Source organism: Kribbella sp. C-35 (assembly GCF_046549195.1).
Taxonomy (GTDB): Bacteria; Actinomycetota; Actinomycetes; order Propionibacteriales; family Kribbellaceae; genus Kribbella.
Map to the genome: position 1 here is coordinate 854,520 of NZ_JAJPWG010000003.1, position 17,328 is coordinate 871,847.

Annotated in this window: 18 protein-coding genes; 7 read left to right on the top strand and 11 right to left on the bottom strand. The window is 68.4% G+C overall.

Features of this window, described 5'->3' with window-relative positions:
* The first annotated feature begins 8 nt into the window (after nt 1-8).
* Both ACLJOO_RS24005 and ACLJOO_RS24010 read left to right on the top strand, forming a co-directional pair.
* Nucleotides 9-1,388, top strand: a complete 1,380-nt coding sequence (locus ACLJOO_RS24005) for an MFS transporter (RefSeq protein ID WP_410789552.1) — start codon at nt 9-11, stop codon at nt 1,386-1,388.
* Nucleotides 1,378-1,854: a GNAT family N-acetyltransferase gene (locus tag ACLJOO_RS24010; RefSeq protein WP_410789554.1), complete on the top strand. Its 477-nt coding sequence runs from the start codon at nt 1,378-1,380 to the stop codon at nt 1,852-1,854. The genes ACLJOO_RS24005 and ACLJOO_RS24010 overlap by 11 nt, the downstream gene beginning before the upstream one ends.
* Here the strand turns inward: ACLJOO_RS24010 and ACLJOO_RS24015 are convergent.
* The 4 genes from ACLJOO_RS24015 to ACLJOO_RS24030 form a co-directional block, all read right to left on the bottom strand.
* The gene (locus ACLJOO_RS24015; protein ID WP_410789555.1) at nt 1,847-2,647 is read right to left on the bottom strand and encodes an SDR family NAD(P)-dependent oxidoreductase; all 801 of its coding nucleotides are present in this window, start codon (nt 2,645-2,647) and stop codon (nt 1,847-1,849) included. The two genes, ACLJOO_RS24010 and ACLJOO_RS24015, sit on opposite strands and share 8 nt — an antisense overlap.
* Nucleotides 2,644-3,969: an FAD-binding oxidoreductase gene (locus ACLJOO_RS24020; protein ID WP_410789557.1), complete on the bottom strand. Its 1,326-nt coding sequence runs from the start codon at nt 3,967-3,969 to the stop codon at nt 2,644-2,646. The genes ACLJOO_RS24015 and ACLJOO_RS24020 overlap by 4 nt, the downstream gene beginning before the upstream one ends.
* 94 nt (nt 3,970-4,063) lie before the next feature.
* Complete coding sequence (locus ACLJOO_RS24025) at nt 4,064-4,438, bottom strand: nuclear transport factor 2 family protein (protein ID WP_410789559.1); 375 nt, start codon at nt 4,436-4,438, stop codon at nt 4,064-4,066.
* Entirely contained in the window at nt 4,435-5,097 is a 663-nt protein-coding gene (locus ACLJOO_RS24030; protein ID WP_410789561.1) for a TetR/AcrR family transcriptional regulator, read from the bottom strand. The genes ACLJOO_RS24025 and ACLJOO_RS24030 overlap by 4 nt, the downstream gene beginning before the upstream one ends.
* Before the next feature lie 90 nt (nt 5,098-5,187).
* Between ACLJOO_RS24030 and ACLJOO_RS24035 the strand changes: the two genes are divergently transcribed.
* A complete protein-coding gene (locus ACLJOO_RS24035; protein WP_410789563.1) occupies nt 5,188-6,573 on the top strand; it encodes an MFS transporter in 1,386 nt (461 codons plus the stop codon).
* Here the strand turns inward: ACLJOO_RS24035 and ACLJOO_RS24040 are convergent.
* On the bottom strand, nt 6,570-7,862 hold the full coding sequence (locus ACLJOO_RS24040; RefSeq protein WP_410789565.1) for an esterase-like activity of phytase family protein: 1,293 nt from the start codon (nt 7,860-7,862) through the stop codon (nt 6,570-6,572). The two genes, ACLJOO_RS24035 and ACLJOO_RS24040, sit on opposite strands and share 4 nt — an antisense overlap.
* A gap of 109 nt (nt 7,863-7,971) precedes the next feature.
* Here ACLJOO_RS24040 and ACLJOO_RS24045 point away from each other — a divergent pair, with 109 nt between their 5' ends.
* Together ACLJOO_RS24045 and ACLJOO_RS24050 are read left to right on the top strand one after the other, a co-directional pair.
* Complete coding sequence (locus ACLJOO_RS24045; RefSeq protein WP_410789567.1) at nt 7,972-8,838, top strand: MBL fold metallo-hydrolase; 867 nt, start codon at nt 7,972-7,974, stop codon at nt 8,836-8,838.
* 426 nt (nt 8,839-9,264) lie between these two features.
* Nucleotides 9,265-9,408 carry a hypothetical protein gene (locus ACLJOO_RS24050; RefSeq protein ID WP_410789569.1) on the top strand — a complete coding sequence of 48 codons (144 nt, stop codon included), beginning with the start codon at nt 9,265-9,267 and terminating at the stop codon, nt 9,406-9,408.
* 52 nt (nt 9,409-9,460) lie between these two features.
* Here ACLJOO_RS24050 and ACLJOO_RS24055 read toward each other — a convergent pair whose 3' ends face one another.
* The 3 genes from ACLJOO_RS24055 to ACLJOO_RS24065 form a co-directional block, all read right to left on the bottom strand.
* The gene (locus ACLJOO_RS24055; protein WP_410789571.1) at nt 9,461-9,643 is read right to left on the bottom strand and encodes a hypothetical protein; all 183 of its coding nucleotides are present in this window, start codon (nt 9,641-9,643) and stop codon (nt 9,461-9,463) included.
* Nucleotides 9,644-9,715: 72 nt separating this feature from the next.
* A complete protein-coding gene (locus tag ACLJOO_RS24060; protein WP_410789573.1) occupies nt 9,716-9,994 on the bottom strand; it encodes a serine hydrolase domain-containing protein in 279 nt (92 codons plus the stop codon).
* Nucleotides 9,995-10,036: 42 nt separating this feature from the next.
* The gene (locus ACLJOO_RS24065; protein ID WP_410789575.1) at nt 10,037-13,054 is read right to left on the bottom strand and encodes a PQQ-dependent sugar dehydrogenase; all 3,018 of its coding nucleotides are present in this window, start codon (nt 13,052-13,054) and stop codon (nt 10,037-10,039) included.
* A 168-nt stretch (nt 13,055-13,222) separates the two neighbouring features.
* On the opposite strand from ACLJOO_RS24065, the gene ACLJOO_RS24070 reads away from it, so the two are divergent.
* Both ACLJOO_RS24070 and ACLJOO_RS24075 read left to right on the top strand, forming a co-directional pair.
* Entirely contained in the window at nt 13,223-14,122 is a 900-nt protein-coding gene (locus ACLJOO_RS24070) for a GIY-YIG nuclease family protein (RefSeq protein ID WP_410789576.1), read from the top strand.
* A gap of 19 nt (nt 14,123-14,141) precedes the next feature.
* Nucleotides 14,142-14,825 carry a SecDF P1 head subdomain-containing protein gene (locus ACLJOO_RS24075; RefSeq protein WP_410789578.1) on the top strand — a complete coding sequence of 228 codons (684 nt, stop codon included), beginning with the start codon at nt 14,142-14,144 and terminating at the stop codon, nt 14,823-14,825.
* Here the strand turns inward: ACLJOO_RS24075 and ACLJOO_RS24080 are convergent.
* The 3 genes from ACLJOO_RS24080 to ACLJOO_RS24090 all read right to left on the bottom strand — a co-directional run bounded on the left by ACLJOO_RS24080 (nt 14,822) and on the right by ACLJOO_RS24090 (nt 17,308).
* On the bottom strand, nt 14,822-15,562 hold the full coding sequence (locus tag ACLJOO_RS24080; protein WP_410789579.1) for a TrmH family RNA methyltransferase: 741 nt from the start codon (nt 15,560-15,562) through the stop codon (nt 14,822-14,824). The two genes, ACLJOO_RS24075 and ACLJOO_RS24080, sit on opposite strands and share 4 nt — an antisense overlap.
* 4 nt (nt 15,563-15,566) lie before the next feature.
* The gene (locus ACLJOO_RS24085; RefSeq protein WP_410789581.1) at nt 15,567-15,863 is read right to left on the bottom strand and encodes a DUF4287 domain-containing protein; all 297 of its coding nucleotides are present in this window, start codon (nt 15,861-15,863) and stop codon (nt 15,567-15,569) included.
* Between the two features lie 68 nt (nt 15,864-15,931).
* Complete coding sequence (locus tag ACLJOO_RS24090) at nt 15,932-17,308, bottom strand: pyridoxal phosphate-dependent decarboxylase family protein (protein ID WP_410789583.1); 1,377 nt, start codon at nt 17,306-17,308, stop codon at nt 15,932-15,934.
* Between the last annotated feature and the right edge of the window lie 20 nt (nt 17,309-17,328).

The following is a 17,328-nucleotide window of genomic DNA, read 5'->3' on the forward strand; positions in this document are numbered from 1 at the left end:
ACGAGACCATGAATCAACCCGACCCCCGGCGGTGGCGACTGCTGGGGCTGCTCGCCGTCGCGCAGTTCATGCTGATCCTCGACGTCACCGTGGTGGCGATCGCGCTGCCGAACATCGAGACCGACCTTCACCTGCAGCGCGAGACGCTGACCTGGGTGGTCAGCGCGTACACGCTGATGTTCGGCGGCCTGATGCTGCTCGGCGGTCGCGCCGCCGATCTGCTCGGCTCCCGCCGCGTCGTTCTGACCGGCCTGCTGGTGTTCACGCTGGCCTCGCTCGTCACCGGTCTCGCCAACGGGCCCGAGGTCCTGCTGGGCGGCCGGGTCGCGCAAGGCATCGGTGCCGCGATGCTCTCGCCCGCGGCCCTGTCGGTGGTCACGAAAACGTTTTCCGGCGCCGAGCTCAACAAGGCGCTCGGCATCTGGTCCGCGATGGGCGGTGGCGGTTCCGCGATCGGCGTACTGCTCGGCGGTCTGCTCACCGCGGGTCCCGGCTGGCAGTGGGTGTTCTACATCAACCTGCCGATCGGCCTGGTCGTGTTCGCGTTGCTGATCCGGATGCTTCCCGCCGACACGCCGAGCGAGCAGCCGGGGCGTCTCGACGTACCGGGTGCGCTGCTGGTCACGGCCGGCACGGGTACGGCGATCTACGCGCTGATCAACGCCGGCGATCGCGGCTGGCTCTCGCTCGCGACCCTCGGCACGCTGGCCGGAGCCCTCGTGCTGTACGGCGTCTTCGCCTGGGTCCAGCGCGCCGTACGGTCACCGCTGATGGACCTGCGGATCTTCACCCGCCGACCGGTCACCGCCGGCATCTTCATGATCCTGATCGCGACCGCGCTGATGATCGCGATGTTCTTCCTGGGCTCCTTCTACCTGCAGCATTTCAAGCAGTACGACGCTCTGCGCACCGGGCTGTTGTTCCTGCCGGTGGCCGTCGCCGCGATCGTCGGCGCCCAGCTCGCCGGGCACCTTGTCGGCCGGACCGGCGCGCGGCCGATCGCGGTCACCGGGTTCCTGATCACCGCGGCCGGCGTGGCTGTCCCCGCGATCTGGGAGGGTGCTGCCGTGATCGTGATCGGGATGACCGTGGGGACGGTCGGGCTGGGCGCCGCGTTCGTGGCGTCGTCGACCACGACGTTCGCGCAGATCGACTACCGGGAAGCGGGTCTGGCGTCCGGGCTGCTCAGCACGTTCCACGAGGTCGGCGCCTCGCTCGGGGTCGCTGTGGTGTCGAGCATCGCGGCGGCGAGTCTGGCCGGGACCGTGTCGACCGGATTCACCCGCGGGTTCACGTTCGCCGCGGTCACCGCCGCGGTGGCGGCCGTCCTCGCGCTGGTCGTCGTACCGGCGTTCAAGCCTTCGACTGGAGAAGTCCATGCCCATTGAGATTCGCCGCGCGGTGGTCGCGGATGCGGAGACGGTGCTGACGATGTTGCGCGAGCTGGCCGACTACCAGGACCAGGGCGCTTATCTGACGGCGGGCGTCGAGGACTGGAAGGGGTTCCTCGGGCGCGACGAGGTGATCGTGCTGATCGCGGAGGTCGATGGCCACGCGGCGGGGTACGTTTCCGCGCTGCGGCGACCGTACCTGTGGGTCGGCGGGGACCAGTTGGCGTTGGACGACCTCTACGTCCGGGAGCAGTTCCGCGACGCCGGCGTCGGACGGCAACTGATGCTGGAGCTGGCCCGGCACGCGCTGCCGGACCGGCTACCGATCGGCTGGGGTCTGCGTCTGGAGAACACGGCCGGCTACCGCTTCTACGAACGCCTCGGCGCCAAACTGGTCACCAAGACCGCGGCCGGCTGGTCCCCCGAAGCGTACGAGGCCCAGCTGACCGACGAGGTCACATAGCTTCGGATGCCAGGTCCTGCCAGGCTTCCCAGGTCTTCAGCCGGTCGGCGTAGACCTGTTGCAGCATCGGGTAGCCCTGGGTTCCGAAGAAGATGCGTAGCGGCGGGTTGGGGGTGTCGGCGAGCTCGAGGATCGCGCGGCCGGCCGCGGCGGGGTCGCCGAACTCGGCCGACGCGACGTACGCCGACAGTGCGTCGCGCAGGTCGTCGTACAGCGGGTTCGGGTCGGAGCGAACTCCGCCGGTGACGCCCTCGGTTGCGTAGCCGCCGGGGGCGACGACCGTGACCTTGATGCCGAAGCCGGCGACCTCTTGGGCGAGCACTTCGCTCAGCCCTTCGAGGGCCCATTTGGATGCGCAGTAGGCGCCGCCCATCGGCAACCCGGTCAGGCCGGCCACCGAGGAGATCTGGATGATGTGACCGTCGCCCTGCGCGCGCAGGTACGGGACAGCAGCCTGAGCGACCCAGAGCGGACCGAAGAAGTTCGTCTCGAACTGATCGCGCAGTTGCGTCTCGTCGAGTTCCTCGACTGCTCCGGTCAGGCCGTACCCCGCGTTGTTGACGATCACGTCCAGGCGGCCGAAGTACGCGTGCGCTTGTTCGACGGCCTCGAAGACGGCTGCCTTGTCGGTGACGTCGAGCGTCAGCGGGAGCACTGCGTTTCCGTAGGTTTCCGTCAGTTCCGTGAGGGTTTTCCGGGCCGTCGCGGCCACCCTGTCCCCGCGGGACAGGGCGGCCTCGACGAAGCTCCGGCCGAGGCCGCGGGACGAGCCCGTGACGAACCAGACCTTCATGGCTTCACGTTGTGGTTGCCGGCGAAAACGTTTTCTGGATCGTACTCGCGCTTCACCGCCGCGAGCCGCTCGTACGTCGTGGCGGGGTAGACCGCGGTGACATCAGCGTCTTCGGCCTCGGACAGGAAGTTCGCGTACGCGCCGCTGACGTGGGGGCTCAACGTATCCCACAGCTGTTTCCGCGCCGGACGCGTCGCCTCGATCACCGGCGGCGGACCGACCGTCATGGTGACGAACATCAGCTCCGCCTGGCGATGCGCGTACGCCGTCGCGTCGTCGGCGACCTGTGCCACGGCCCCACCGACGCTGCGGACGGCGATGACCGGAGAGCCCTGCGCGGTGCCGGCCTCGGCGAGGATCCGCAGTACCTCGGGCACGGAATCCTTGTCGACAAAGGCACTCCGGGTGGCGAACTGGATGCCGGGCGGCGGTACGACGCCGTCGACAAGCACCTCGGCGTACGGCGTCAGCGTGACGTCGTCGGCGATCACGGTGCCAAGTGCGCGAATCGGGTCGATCGTCTGCGCGGCGAGTTCCGCGTCGTCACCGTCGTACGCGACCTGGAGCTCCAGCGGCGCCTCGGGACCGCCGAGGAACGGGTTCGCGAACGACGCGATCGAGGTCAGTTCCGCGGGCGCGGTGCGCAGGTACTCCGCCCAGCGCGGCAGCACCTCGGCGATCTCGTTCGCAGGAAAGACGACCTTTCCGAAGTGGATGTCGGTCGTCGGGTGCGCCGCGAACTCGAACGCGGTCACGATCCCGAAGTTTCCGCCGCCACCGCGGATCGCCCAGAACAGCTCCTGGTTCTCGTCGGCGGACGCCCGTACGACGTCGCCTGCGGCGGTCACGACCTCCGCGGCGACCAGGCTGTCCAGCGCGAGACCGTACTTGCGGACCTTCCACCCGATGCCGCCGGTCAGCGTCAACCCACCGACCCCGACGCTCTTGGTGTCACCCGACGAGATCGCCAGCCCGTGCGGTGCCAGCGCGGCCGCGACCTGCCCCCAGGTCGCGCCGCCGCTGATCCGGACGACGTGCCTGTCCTTGTCCACGAGCTCGACACCCGCCAGGTGGGCGAGGTCGATCACCACCCCGCCGTCGTTCGTCCCGAATCCCGGGAACGCGTGTCCACCGCCGCGCACCGCGAGCGGCAGTCCGCTGCCGGCGGCGTACCGGACGGCCTTCCGGACGTCCTCGACGGTTGCCGGCCTGAGGACGTACGCCGGGCTGCCGCCGACCAGCACGGTCCGGCTCGCGGCGTCGTACTCGGGGTCGTCCGGTCCGACGATTTCTCCAGCGAATCCTTCGACTGTTGCGCTCATGACGTTCCTTTGCGTTTGCCCTCATCGAACAAACACCCGACGCCTGCGCAGCGGCCGGTGTGACGTGAACAACGCCACATCACACAACGCAGGGCTATTTCGTCTGCGCGTCGGTCTTGTGGCTGAACGCGCACCGCCAACCGTCCGGCGTCTGCACCCAGACCTGGCTGATCCACTCGTCCGCGCGGTACGCCGCACCTTCCCAGGAGCCCGTGCTGGTCTTGCGCGCGGTGAGTACGACGGCATCACCGGCACGCGCCACGCGCTGCTCGCCCACCACCTCCATGCTGTGATGCGCAAGCCGCCCGCTCGCGATCCAGCCGATGATGTCGGCCCTGGTCACCGGGCCGGTCGAGTCGACGTACACCCAGTCGTCCGCCATGAAGGATCCGACCTCGTCGGCATCGTTGCCGACGACGATCCGGTCCCACTCGGCTGCAGTCGCCCGTACCTGCTCTTCGATCGTCATCCGCCCATCCTCTCGGCGGATTGGTCGGAGTATGCGTAGTACTGCAGGAACATGTCGACACCGGTGTCGATGAGCTGGTCAGTGGTGCGCGCATCGAGGGTGGCGCCGTACGTGCTGTGGACCAGGTGCGGGTAGAGGACCAGGGCGTACAACTGGAGAATCGCCGTGTCCACGTCGGGCATGGTCAGGCGGCCGGCCGCGATCAGGCGCTCGAAGGCGGCGGCAAGGGCGGGACGCGCCCGATCCGGCCCGTGCCGGCGCCAGGCGGTGCCGAGCTCAGGGAAGCGCCGCACCTCGCTGGTGACGAGCTGGCGCAGCGCCAGCATGTCGGGCTGGGTCATGCTGGTGACCCAGGCGGACGCGGTCCACTTGAGCGCGGCGCGCAGGTCGTCGGACTCTGCCAGACGTTGCGCAGTACCGGCGATGACCTCGGCCAGTGCGCTCTCGAGCGCCTCGCCGACGACGGCCATGAACAGAGTTTCCTTGTTGCCGTAGTGGTTGTAGACGGTCACCTTCGACACGCCGGCCTCGGCCGCGATCGAGTCCACCGCGGCGTCGAACCCGTCCCGGACGAACGCAGCGCGCGCCGCCGGGATGATCGCTTCCCGCTTGCGCGCCGCCCGGTCGCCCGTGAGCTCGCGCGGAGCTGCCTTCGTCATAGTCCAGGAGTCTAGCAAGAATCTGAACTGAACGGTTGAGTTCATCTGAACTGTCCTGTACAGTTCGGTTCAATCGGTGGAGGAGGAATCATGGATCGCAGGAAGTCCGCGGCGCTTGCGCTGCTGTCGTTCGCGATGCTGATCGTGTCGCTGGACCAGTACATCGTCGTCGTCGCTCTCCCGGAGATCGGGCGCGAGCTCGGATACTCCGCGCACACCCTGCAGTCGGTGATCAGCGCCTACGCGATTGCGTCGAGTGGCTTCCTGCTGTTCGGCGGTCGCGCCGCCGATGTGCTCGGGCGGCGACGGATGCTGATGACCGGCCTTGCGCTGTACGGCGTTGCGTCGCTGGCCGGCGGCCTGGCGACCGAGCCGGCCATGCAGCTGACTGCTCGGGCGGTCCAGGGACTTGGCGGCGCACTGGTGTTCCCGAGCACGCTGGCGATCATCAGCACCATGTTCGCGGAGGGCCGGGACCGGAATCGTGCACTGGGCATCTGGGGTGGGTCCGGGGCGGCAGGCCTGGTCATCGGCGTGCTGCTCGGTGGCGCGCTGACTCGGGTGTTCGGCTGGGAGGCGGTGTTCTTCGTCAACGTGCCTTTGGTCGCCACAGCGCTGGTTCTCGCCGTACCACTGCTCGATCGGGGGCGTCCGGATGTCCGTCGGTCGTTCGACCTGCCAGGGGCCCTGACGGCGACCGGTGGGATCACCTTGCTGGTGTTCACGCTGGTGCAAGGTCCGGCGCTCGACTGGAGCACCCTCGTCGGGACCTCCGCTGTTGCGGTTGTCCTGCTCGTGTCCTTCATCGGGATCGAACGGCGCAGTCCGGATCCACTGGTGCCACCGAACCTGCTGAGGAACCGGGTGCTGGTGGTGGCGCTGATGATCGCGTTCCTGTTCATGGCAACGTTCGGGTCGCTGCTCTACTTCCTGTCCATCTACTTCCAGGACGTGCGTGGGTACGACCCGTTGCGGACCGGTCTGGGCTTCCTGGTCCCCACTGCGGTGGTGGTGACCGGATCCACGGTCGCGGGGCGGGCGGTGACTCGATTCGGATTGCGTCGTACGTTGCTTGCGGCGCTGGTGATCGGATCCGTCGGAGCAGTGGCTCTGGGGCTCGGCATGTCGGCCGGTGGGTCGTACGTCGCACTTGTCCCGGGCCTGGTGCTGGTGAGCGTCGGTGACGGCGCGGTGTTCACGATGATGTTCATCGCCGCGACCACTGGGGTGTCCGATCGGATGCAGGGGGTAGCGTCGGGCGTGGTGTCGACCAGCTCGGGGATCGGTGCGTCGGTGGGGCTCGCACTGCTGGTGCTGGTAGCCAACGCCCACACGTCCGGTCTCGTCGGCGACGAGCTGCGCGCGGCGGCTGCCGAGGGGATCCGTACCACCGTTTTCGTCATTGGTGCGGGGATCCTCTTGACGTTGCTGTTCGCTCTACGGCTGCGCGGACCCGTCGCCGCGAGTTGCCACTAAGGCAGACGGATCGTCACCAGCGTGGTTTCGATCTTGCTGTCGACCAGGTTGCCGCCGGCATCGAATGCTTCCGGCCCGTCGGTCATTCCGAAATCGTTGTCATTGATCACGACGAGGGCGTTGTGCGGCAGCAGCGCCACACCCTCGATCTTCTTCGGTGCGCCCTTGACCGTGTTCAGGTCGAGGAACAGCGACTTCGCGAGCGCCGGTGCGTCGGTCGATGCCTCGTACGACGGTGTGGTCGCGGGGTCGTCCCACTTGGAGCCGAGGATGTTGGCAGACGGCCGCAGTACGACGCGCTGCAGCCGGGCGGCGTTGTCGGTCCGCTCCTCGACCAGCAGCGTTTCGGGGCCTGCGGCAACGATCGACGAGATCTTCAGCTCACTCGTGTCGTCCTCGCCCGGATCGACCACGCCGACCGGGTCGAATCGGTACGCGTACTCCGCCGTCACCTTGCCGGCCTGCGGCGAGAACCTCAGGAGCCGCGTGTTGAGCGAAGCCTCGCCGACCTTCTTGCTCGGGTTCGAGAGCGGGCTCTGCAGCGCGAGCACCAGGTCGCCGCCCGGCAGCTGCGCGAGACCCTCGAAGCCCCGGTTGATCTTGCGGGTCAGGAAGATCGCCGGCAGCGACTCGATCACCGGGTAGTCCGCGCCCTGCAGGTTCAGGCCCTTCGGCACGTACCGCGCGAGCACCTGGCCGCGGCTCGAGACGTGCACCAGCGAGGGACTGTACTCGTCGACGAGCCAGAACGTTCCGTCGTACGCCCGGACGATGCCCTCGGTGTCGAGACCGTTCGGGTTCAGCGGGAGGCGCGTCGAGGCGTCGTACGTGTAGGGGAGTTCGTCGCGGCTTTCCTGGTTCGGGAGCCCGGTCACCGGCTTGCCGTGCCGGGTCGTGATCGGGATCGCGTCGATGACCTTCAGCTTCTTGCCGGCCACCTTCACCTTCACGATCGCCGGGTCGAACCCGGGCACCGGGAACGTCCGGCGGTTCGTGCCGTCGACCTTGATCTGTCCGTTCGGCCCGCGGTCCGTGATGGTCCAGAACTCGCCGCTCTTCCCGGCCGGGAAGATGTCGCTCCCGATCCCCCCGAGATCGACCTTCCGATCGTCATCCACCGATCCGCGAATCAGCCCGTTGGAGAACTCCTGCAACGAGATGTTCGGCAACGTCGCCGTACCGACCACCCGCGGCCCGCGCTCATCCGCGGACGCCGCCTGCACCGTACTCCCCACCAACGCAGCAACCCCGACCACCGAAGCCGCCACCAGCCACCTACGACGAGACATCCGAACTCCCCTCAGAACAGTCCCGCCGACCCTCACCCCACCACATGAACACCACCACCCCATCCCATGAACCCCCGGAGAACCTCCCCGCCAGTGAGAGGGTGGGGTGATGATCTATCGGTTCTCGGTTGGGCGGTTGGAGTGCGTGGTGGTGAGCGACGGTCAGCCTGCGCCGCCGTTCGAGCCGCCGCTGGGGGAGTTCTTCACGCCTGAGTCCGGCGTGCCTGACGACGTACTGCGGGGCGCGTCTCAGGGGCGGTCGACGCTGAGCTGCGGGTACAACTGCCTCTTCGTGAGTACGCCGGATGGGACGGCGGTGATCGATACGGGGCTGGGGGCGAGCTTCCTCGGGTACGGCGAGTACATCGAGCCGCTCGTCGGGCAGTTGGACAGCGGCATGACCAGCGCCGGACTGTCACGGTCGGAGCTGGCTGCGGTCGTGTTCACGCATCTCCACCAGGATCATTCGCGCGGCGCGATCTGGTCGGGCGAGCTGACCTTTCCGGCGGCGACCGCCTTTGCACATGCGTCGGAGGTCGCGTTCTGGTCCGGCTCTGTCGACCTCCCGTCAGCGCAGCCGCACGTCGAGGCGGCTCGGGAAACCATTCGGCTGTTCGGCGAGAAACTGCAGCCGTTCGAGTACGACGCGGAGATCCTGCCCGGCGTACACACGCTCTCAGCTCCCGGCCACACCCCCGGCCACTCCGCCATCCTCCTGCAATCCCAAGGCGAACGTCTGCTCTGCGTAGGCGACACCTTCTACGACCCGCTCCAACTCACCAACCCGGATTGGGCCACCCCGTGGGACCTGGACACGCCGGCCTCCATCACCACCCGCCGCCAACTCCTGTCCCGCGCCGCCGACGAGCACCTCCTCATCCACGCCTACCACCTCCCCTTCCCAGGCCTCGGCCACATCCAACGCAACGGCCCCACCTACACCTGGCACCCACTCGGCGTACCGAACAACGGGTAGTGCTCCGGCGCGGACGCCCACGCCCGTCGTCCTGACGCACGGCGGGCGTCCAGGAAGCTGCGCCACTACCCGTTCTCCGGTACGCCTCTCGCCCACTTTCCGCGGCTACCGCACCGCGCCCTCGGCACACCCCGCCCACATCCGCACGCGACGGGAGATCCCCTGCGGTTGTGGGTTCTCCCCTGGTATTCGAGGGGAGAACCCACGACACCAGGGGATGTCCACCCGAGTTGACGGGATGGGCGTCGGCCGCGACCGAGCCGCGCGGCGAGAGCCGAACCCGGGCGCCGTCTAGCGCCCCGCGCCCACTCCTCCGGCGTGCCGCAGGTGCGCCACCACCCGTTCGTCGGTACGCGTGAGCCGCAGCCGCTCCCGCAGCCGTCGCCTGGGGGTCGAGGTGTGGTGTCGTGGTGGCGGGTTGTTTGAGTGGTGGCGGGAGTCGGCAAGCGCGGCGACCCGTCGATCCCGGTGATCGCGGCGGCGTACACCCCGGCCAGACCGCTCGCGGATGCGACCGCGCCCGCCCCGGGCAGCTCCATCGCGAGCAGGTCGGGGTCGTTCCAACCGTGAGGTACGTCGAGACCGGGGAACTCGAGCGCCCCGTTCATCGTCACGATGCGCATCAACAGGTGCTCAGGATCCAGCGCCGGCGGCCGCCCCTCGGCCCCTCCAACCGCGCGAGCGTCGGCAGCTCCGCGGCCGGCAGTCCGATCCACGCGCGCAGTCCGAGCGGATCGCCGATCACGGTGCGGAAGTACGCGCCGGGCAGTTGCCCCGTGATCCGCCGTACCACTTCACCGAGCACGAACCCGAATACATGATGCCCGAGCACCATCCGGCAGGTGATCGCCTCTTTGCCCTCAGCAACAAATGAAGGTCATTGCGCACCGATCGGCGCGTCCAGATCGAGCCGCTCTTCCTGCGCCAGTAGGTGTACGACGACACTCACCAGCCCCTTCGCACAGGAGAACACCGGTACGACGGTCTCCGGCGCCCACGGCTTCCCTGGCGCCGCCTCCCCGTCCCAGAGCTCGACCACCTGCCGCCCACCGGCGTACACGCTGACCGCGGCTCCCAACTCCGGAAACAACGAGAAGTTCTCCGCGAAGGCATCCGCAACCGCCCCGAACCCCTCGTCCACCCAACCCTGACTCATGGGCAAGACGATAGATCCGAGGCAGCCGCCGAGACGATCCGATTACGGCAGGACCCACTTCTGGTTCAGGCCGTTGTTGCAGGTGTAGAGGATCAGTGGGGTGCCGTTGGCGGAGGAGGCGCCGGCGGCGTCGAGGCAGAGGGGTACGGCGGCGTTGACGAGGGACCCGTTCGGTTGGGGGATCCAACGCTGGCCGGGGGAGTTGTCGCAGGTCCAGAGCACCGCGGGGGTCTTGAGAGCGGTGCCGCGCGCGGACAGGCACTTGCCCATCGTGCGTACGGTGCCGTCCTCCATCGACGGAATCCACTGCTGGTTGACCGCGCCCTTGCAGGTGTAGAGCGTGGTCGGCGTACCGTCCGCAGTCGAGGCCTGGTAGACGTCGATGCACTGCCCCGCGATCCCGGTGGCCGGCCCGGTGTCCTGGTACACCCCGAACTCCCAGAACGAGTAGTAGCTCCCGGCAACGGCTCGCTGCGTCGCGACCATCCGGACGTACCGCGCGTAGTTCGGCGGGAACGTGACGAGGTCCGTGCCGCCGTCCCCGCTCACCGTCGACGCCACGGTCTTCCACGTGCGCCCGCTCCCGGACACCTGGAGCTGGTACGACTTCGCGTACGCCGTCGACAGCCAGTTCATCATCACCCGGTTGACCACCTGGACGGACCCGAGATCGACCTGGAACCACTGCGGATCCGTGCGCGCGCTCGACCACGCCGTACTCATCGAACTGTCCACGGCCTTCGACGCCTCGCGCCCTGCAGTAAAGGTGCTGGAGGCAACAGCAGGCCGACCGCGGGCGAGGTTCCGCTTCGTGGCAAAGGCCGCCGTGTACGTCGCCGGCGTCGCGGGCGCAACCAGGTTGTGGTCACGGGCCCCACCGTCCGACCACAACCCGAACCGGTAGAGCTGGTTGGCCAGATTCGGCACCGGATCCGCCGCCACCGAAACGCTCGACCCGACGATCGTCGTGACGCCGAGCGGACCCTTCCCGCTCTTGTCGAGCACCGTCACCGGCAACCCGGTCGGTGTGGTCGCGAAGGTCATCTTGACCGTCTTCGGATCGAGCCGCACGCTCTTCGAGTCCGTCAGCCCTTGCGCGTCCCGCGCCGTCAGCTTCAGCTCGAGGTACGACGGATACTCGTGATCCGGTGCCGTGAACGAGCCGCTCGCCCCGGTCAGCGTCGTGATCGTGTGCGTGTGGCAATCGCTCGGGCAGTGATGCATGATCAGCGCCCACGTCAACGCGGACCCCGGCAACGTGCCCTGTTCGGGGTCGGTCGCCGTACCCGAGAAGTTGATGGTGTCCCCAACCTTCCAGGTCGTGGCTGGACCAGGGGACGTGATCGTCGCGGTCGGCGCGGTGTTCGCGACGTTGATCTGCGTGGTCGTCGTACTGCTCGCCGTACCGTCGGACACCCGCAATCGCGCGGTCACGGTGCCCGTGGTCGTGTACGTGTGCTGCGCCACCGAGGCCGTCGAGTCGTCGTACGCCCCGTCGCCGTCGAGGTCCCAGGCGTACGTGAGCGGATCGCCGTCGGCGTCGTTGGACGCGGTTCCGTCGAACGTCACCGTCAACGGCGTCGGCCCGCTCGACGGGTCGGCCTGGATCACGGCCGTTGGCGGATTGTTCGTGCCGTTGTAGACGTAGCGCAGGATCCGGCCGTTGTCGTAGTCGACCGTGAAGAGGTCGCCGCCGGGACCCGTCTGCAGCCGAGTGGCGCCGTACCCGGAGGCGAAGAGCTGGATGTTCGCCGGATTCGGCAGTCCGTTGGACCCCGGCATCATCGCCCACACACATCTACGGCTGTAGTCGGTGAAGAACAGCGCGCCGTCGTACGTCGACGGGTAGTTGCCGCCCTTGTAGAACGTGAGCCCGGAGATGGACGAACTGCCGGTGGAGCAGGTCCCGGCGACCTGATCGCTGTGCTTGTAGGCGTAGTACGGCGCGGCGACTGCGGACGAGCCCGCGGCGTACAAGTTCTCGCAGATGCTCACGTTCGTGCTGTCGTACCCGGGCTGCCGGCCCGCTCCTTCGTAGCACGGCCAGCCGAAGTTCGTGACGCCCGCGGTCGGGACGACGACGCGGTCGATCTCCTCCCAGGACGAGTAGCCGACGTCGCCGATCCACAGCTCGTTCGTCCCTGGGCGGAACGTGAACCGCATCGGGTTGCGCAGACCTTCCGCCACGATGCGGCGGGCGTTCAGGTCGGCGCTGTTGATCAACGGGTTGTTCGGCGCGGCCTGTCCGGTGTCGGGGTCGATGCGAATGATCGAGCCGTCGAGGGTGGTCGGATCGCCTGCGGTCCGGAGGTCCTGCGCACGCAGCGCACCACCTTCGGCGGTCGGCGGAGTGAGCGTCGCACCGACCGGCGCCGTCCCGTCACCACAAGGGTTGTCGGGCGTCACATCTGAGGTGGGGAAGCTGTCCTGCCCGTAGTCGACGTAGTTGAAGCTCGCGCCTTCGCCGCCGCCGGCGTACAGGTATCCGTCAGGGCCGAACTCGATCGAGCCGATCGAGTGGCTCGGGAACACCTGGCACCAGTCCTCGACGAGGACCTGCTCGGCGCCGTTCGCGTTGAGCACAGAGAGTCGCGCACTGGCCTGACATCCGTCACCGGTCGGGCCGGGCGGCGACGGACACGGGTCGGCGTCGGTGTCCGGCGTACCCCACTTCGGCGTCGGCCCACCGATCAGGCCGTCGTGCGTGTACAGCACGTAGATCCGTGGATCTGCGGGGAAATCGGGGTGCAGCGCCAGGCCGAGCAGCCCGCGGTCCCAGTAGTTGTAGACCTCGGTCCGCAAGTCGGCGTACACGCTGGGCGTCGGATCGTCGAGCGAGTCGAAGACCTTGATCAGGCCGCTCTTCTCGGCGACGAACACCCGGCCGTCCGGCGAGAACGCGACGTTCGTCGGACTGCTCAGTCCGGTGAACGCCACCTGCTCACTGAAACCGGTGGGCGTGACAGCAGCCCGTGCCGGCGTGATCGCGACAAGCGGCAGCAGCAGTACGACGCACAACGTGGACAGCGCACAGCGCAGCCACCGGGCAGAAATCCTCACGAAGCCCCCCAGGCCAGAGTCCGGTACCCGTCCCCACAACCCCCTGCGGGCACTCGGACCGCGCCAGGATGACCTCCACCACGGACCCGGCGCAACCCCCGGCCTGCATTCGTTTCAAACAATCCACCAGGCAGTCACTCCACCGGTCGGACCGTGCACACTGAGCTGATGATCCGCAGCGTTCGGGAGTTGCCGACCGGGCCCGGTGTCTATCGCTTCCGCGACGACGCCGGGAAGGTGCTGTATATCGGCCGGGCCCGCAACCTGCGGCGGCGCGTGCAGTCGTACTGGGTGAACCTCGGCGACCGGCCGCATCTGCGGCGGATGGTCCGGCGGATCGCCCGGGTGGAGGGTGTTTGGTGCGATTCCGAACACGAAGCGGCATGGCTCGAACGCAATCTGCTCGAACATTCCAAGCCGCGCTGGAACCGGGTCGAGGGTGGCGCGGAGGTCGTCGGCTACATCCGGCTCGCCGACGGATCCAAGCCCGGCTTGCGTTTCGAGCACACGGTCAGCGGCGGCGGGCCGCATTTCGGGCCGTATCTCGGCGGGTTGCGGATCCGGCAGGCGATCTCGGGTCTGCATCGGGTGCTGCCGCTGCAGTACACCGTGGCGGGCGACGGTTCGGCGGAGGAGTTCGGCCGGCTGTTCGGGATCGGGCCGGCGGATCGGGACGCCTTGGCGCAGACGGCGATCGCCGTACTTTCAAGGGATCCGGCGGCGGTCGCGGCGTTGCGGGACGAGCTGGTACGACGACGTGACCGGGCTGCAGGTGAGTTGCGGTACGAGTTCGCGGCGAAGGTGCAGGGGGAGATCGAGGCGCTCGAGTGGATCTGTGCTGAGCAGAAGGTTGCTTGGTTGGAGCCGCGGGACGCGGACGTTTACGGGTGGGCGCACGGCGTACTCGTGCGCTTCGAACTGCGGGGTGGGCGGATGTGCACGTGGACTTCGCGTGCAGTCGGAGAGGCGACGGCCCGAGAACGCGTGGCTGCAACGCCCGAGTTGTGGCAGCCGTTCGCCCGACGCAACGCCGAACTCGCCGCACGCCTGCTCAAGGTGACTTCCTGATTACCTAGCATGTTCTTTCATGACGCAGCCCCCGGTCCCGCCGAACCAGCCGCCCGGTCCGCAGGGCCAGCCTTATCCGCAGGACCGGCCGCCCGTCCCGCCGGGACAACCACCCTTCCCGCCGTACGCGCCGATTCCCCCCAAGCGATCGAAGGGGCCGCTGCTCATCGTCGGCGGTCTCGTCCTGCTGCTCGTCGTTCTGACCGTCACCGGCCTCGTCCTGATCATGAACCATGGCGGAGACGAACCGGTCGGCGACGAGTCACCACCGCCGGCCCGCACCAAACCGTCCGATCCCAAGGCGGTCGAGTTCCGTCGCGTGCTCACCTCGAAGCCCGGCAAGTGCCCGACCCCGTCGCCGAGTGGTACGGCGTGTGACGACCAGGGCAACGTCTACACGCTGGGCAAGGTCGAGCTCGACGGCAGCAACGTGTCCGAGGTGAAGGCCGGGTACGACCCGGCCATGGGCACCTCGTGGTACGTGAACCTCAACCTCGACCCGGAAGGCACCAAGCTCTTCGGCCAGCTGACCGCCAGCATCGCGAAACAGGAGCCTCCGGCGAATCTGCTGGCGATCGTCGTCCACGGCGAGGTGGCCGCGGCACCAGCTGTGCAGTCCGCAATCACCGGCGGCCAGGTCCAGATCTCCGGCGGCTACACCCGCGATACCGCCGAGGCGCTGGCCAAGAAGATCACCGGCTAGCGGTTGGTGACCTCGAAGGCGACCACCGCCGCGGCGACGGCGACGTTCAGCGACTCGACGCCGGAGTGCAGCGGGATCTGCAGGTCGGAGTCGGTCGCGACCGTGATGCCGTTGGTCTCGCCGCCGAGCACGTACACCGCGCGCGGGGCGAGCTCGGTCTTGAACAGCGAGTCCTGCGAATGCGCCGACAACCCGTACACGTGGTACCCGGCGGTCCGCAGTACGTCGACCGCCGCCTTCGCCGTCGACGTGTTCACGATCGGCGCCTGGAACGCGACGCCGGCTGACGCCTTGATGACGAGCGGCCCGACGTGCGGCGTACCGGCCCGGGGGAGGATCACCCCGTCGAACCCGGCGCCGGTCGCGGTCCGCAGAATCATTCCGACGTTTCCGGGATTGGTCACGCCGTCGAGCAGGAAAACGTTGGTCGGCCGTTTTCCGCGGGCCCGCACGAACTCCTCCAGCGGCGTCATCCGGGGCGCGTCCACGTCCGCGACCACGCCCTGGTCGTGCTTACCGTTTCCGGCCAGCCACTTCACCCGGCTGGCGGTCGCCCGCTCGACCGGCGTCCCGTACCGCTCCGCCGCCCGGAGGATCTCCTGCATCGACTGACCGGTCGCGTTGTCGGCGAGCACGACCTTCGCCACCGACAGGCTCGGATCGTGCAGCGCCTCCAGCACGGGCTTGCGCCCGTAGACCGTGATCCACTTGTCGCGGGGCGATTTCTTCGAATCCACCCGCCTACCGTAGCGCCGGGTTCGTTGCCTTACCGTCCAGCCAGAGCATGTTGCTCGGGTCCGAGTGCGTGCCGTTGGTGCCGACGTGCTTGTCGCTGATCTGCGCGCCGTTCTTGATCACCTGCACCAGCGCCATCCCGTGGCCGCGGCCGAGGTCGTAGTCCGCCTTCAGCCAGTCGAGGATCGTGCCGGCCTTCACGTCGGCGGCGCCGTACCCGCGCTGATGAGCCTCGTCGACCAGCTCCCGCGGGGTCTTTCCGGTCTTTTCCTCGATCTTGTCCAAGTACGCCTGGAACGACATCGTTTCCTCCTGGGTGGTCGTCGTACACCCCTGTGTCGGGCGACCCTCGCGGAAATCGACACCGACGATCAGGAAACTTTCCGCAACACCGCGAGCACAGTTTCCGCAGAGCGGTCGATGTCGGCCGGGCCAGTGGTCCAGTTGGAGACCGAGATGCGCATCGCGGCCCGGCCCTGCCAGGTGGTGCCCGACATCCAGCAGGTGCCCTCGTCCTGCACCTCGGCGACCACGCGCCGAGTGAGCGCGTCGTCGTCCCCGAAGCGGACCAGGACCTGGTTGAGGACCACGTCGTTCAGCACCTGCACGTCCTCGGCCGCGAGGATGCCGGCGAACCGTTGCGCCATCGCGTGGCAGCGGTCGACGATCTCCGCGATCCCGGTGCGGCCGAGCGCCCGAATCGCGGCGTACACCGGGATGCCCCGGGCCCGTCGCGAGAACTCCGGGTTGAAGTCGAGCGGGTCGCGTTCGCCGTTCTCGTCCTGGATCAGGTACGCCGCGCGGATCGACATCGCGGCGCGGTGGGCCTCGGGGTGCGCGCACAGGACGAGGCCGGAGTCGTACGGCACGTTCAGCCACTTGTGCGCGTCGCTCGCCCACGAGTCGGCCAGCTCGATCCCGTCGACCAGCACTTTGAGCTGCGAGCTGACCGCAGCCCAGAGGCCGAAGGCGCCGTCGACGTGCACCCAAGCCTGATGCTCGTGCGCGAGGTCGCAGATCTCTCGGACCGGGTCGGACGCTCCGGTGTTCACGTTGCCGACCTGGGCGCACACGATCTGTGGACCATCGGCGTTCAGCGCCTCGGAGAGCGCGTCTGGGCGCATCCGGCCCTGCTCGTCGACCGCGATGGGCACGATGCAGCTCGTCCCCAGCCCCAGGAACCGCAGCGCCCGGTCGATCGTGTCGTGCCGCTCCGCCCCGGCCAGTACCCGGATCGGAGGCGCGCCGATCAGGCCGTTCTGTTCGACGTCCCACCCGGCTCGTCGCAGTACCTCGTGCCGCGCGGCCGCCAATCCGGTGAAGTTCGCCATCTGCGCACCGGTCACGAAACCCACCGACGTACCGCGCGGCAGGCCGAAGAGTTCGACCAGCCAGCCCGCGGTGATGTCCTCGACCACGGCCGCCGCCGGTGAGGCGGCGTACAGACCGGCGTTCTGATCCCACGTCGTCGTGAGCCAGTCCGCGGCCAGCGACGCCGGCGTGGCGCCGCCGAACACGAAACCGAAGAACCGGCCGCTCCCACTCGGCAGCAGCCCGTCCTCGACCCCCTCCGCGAGCCGCGCGATCACTTCCCGCGGATCCATGGGCCCGCTTGGCAGCGGCCCGCCGAGCGTCTTGTGCAGCTCTTTGGCGCTAGCCCGCGGCCCAACCCGCCGCTCCGGAAGCCCCTCCAGGTACGCCGTCGCCCGCTCGTACGCCTCCCCGAGCGGCCCCTCCCAATCAACCATTCCTCATTTCTACGCCTAGG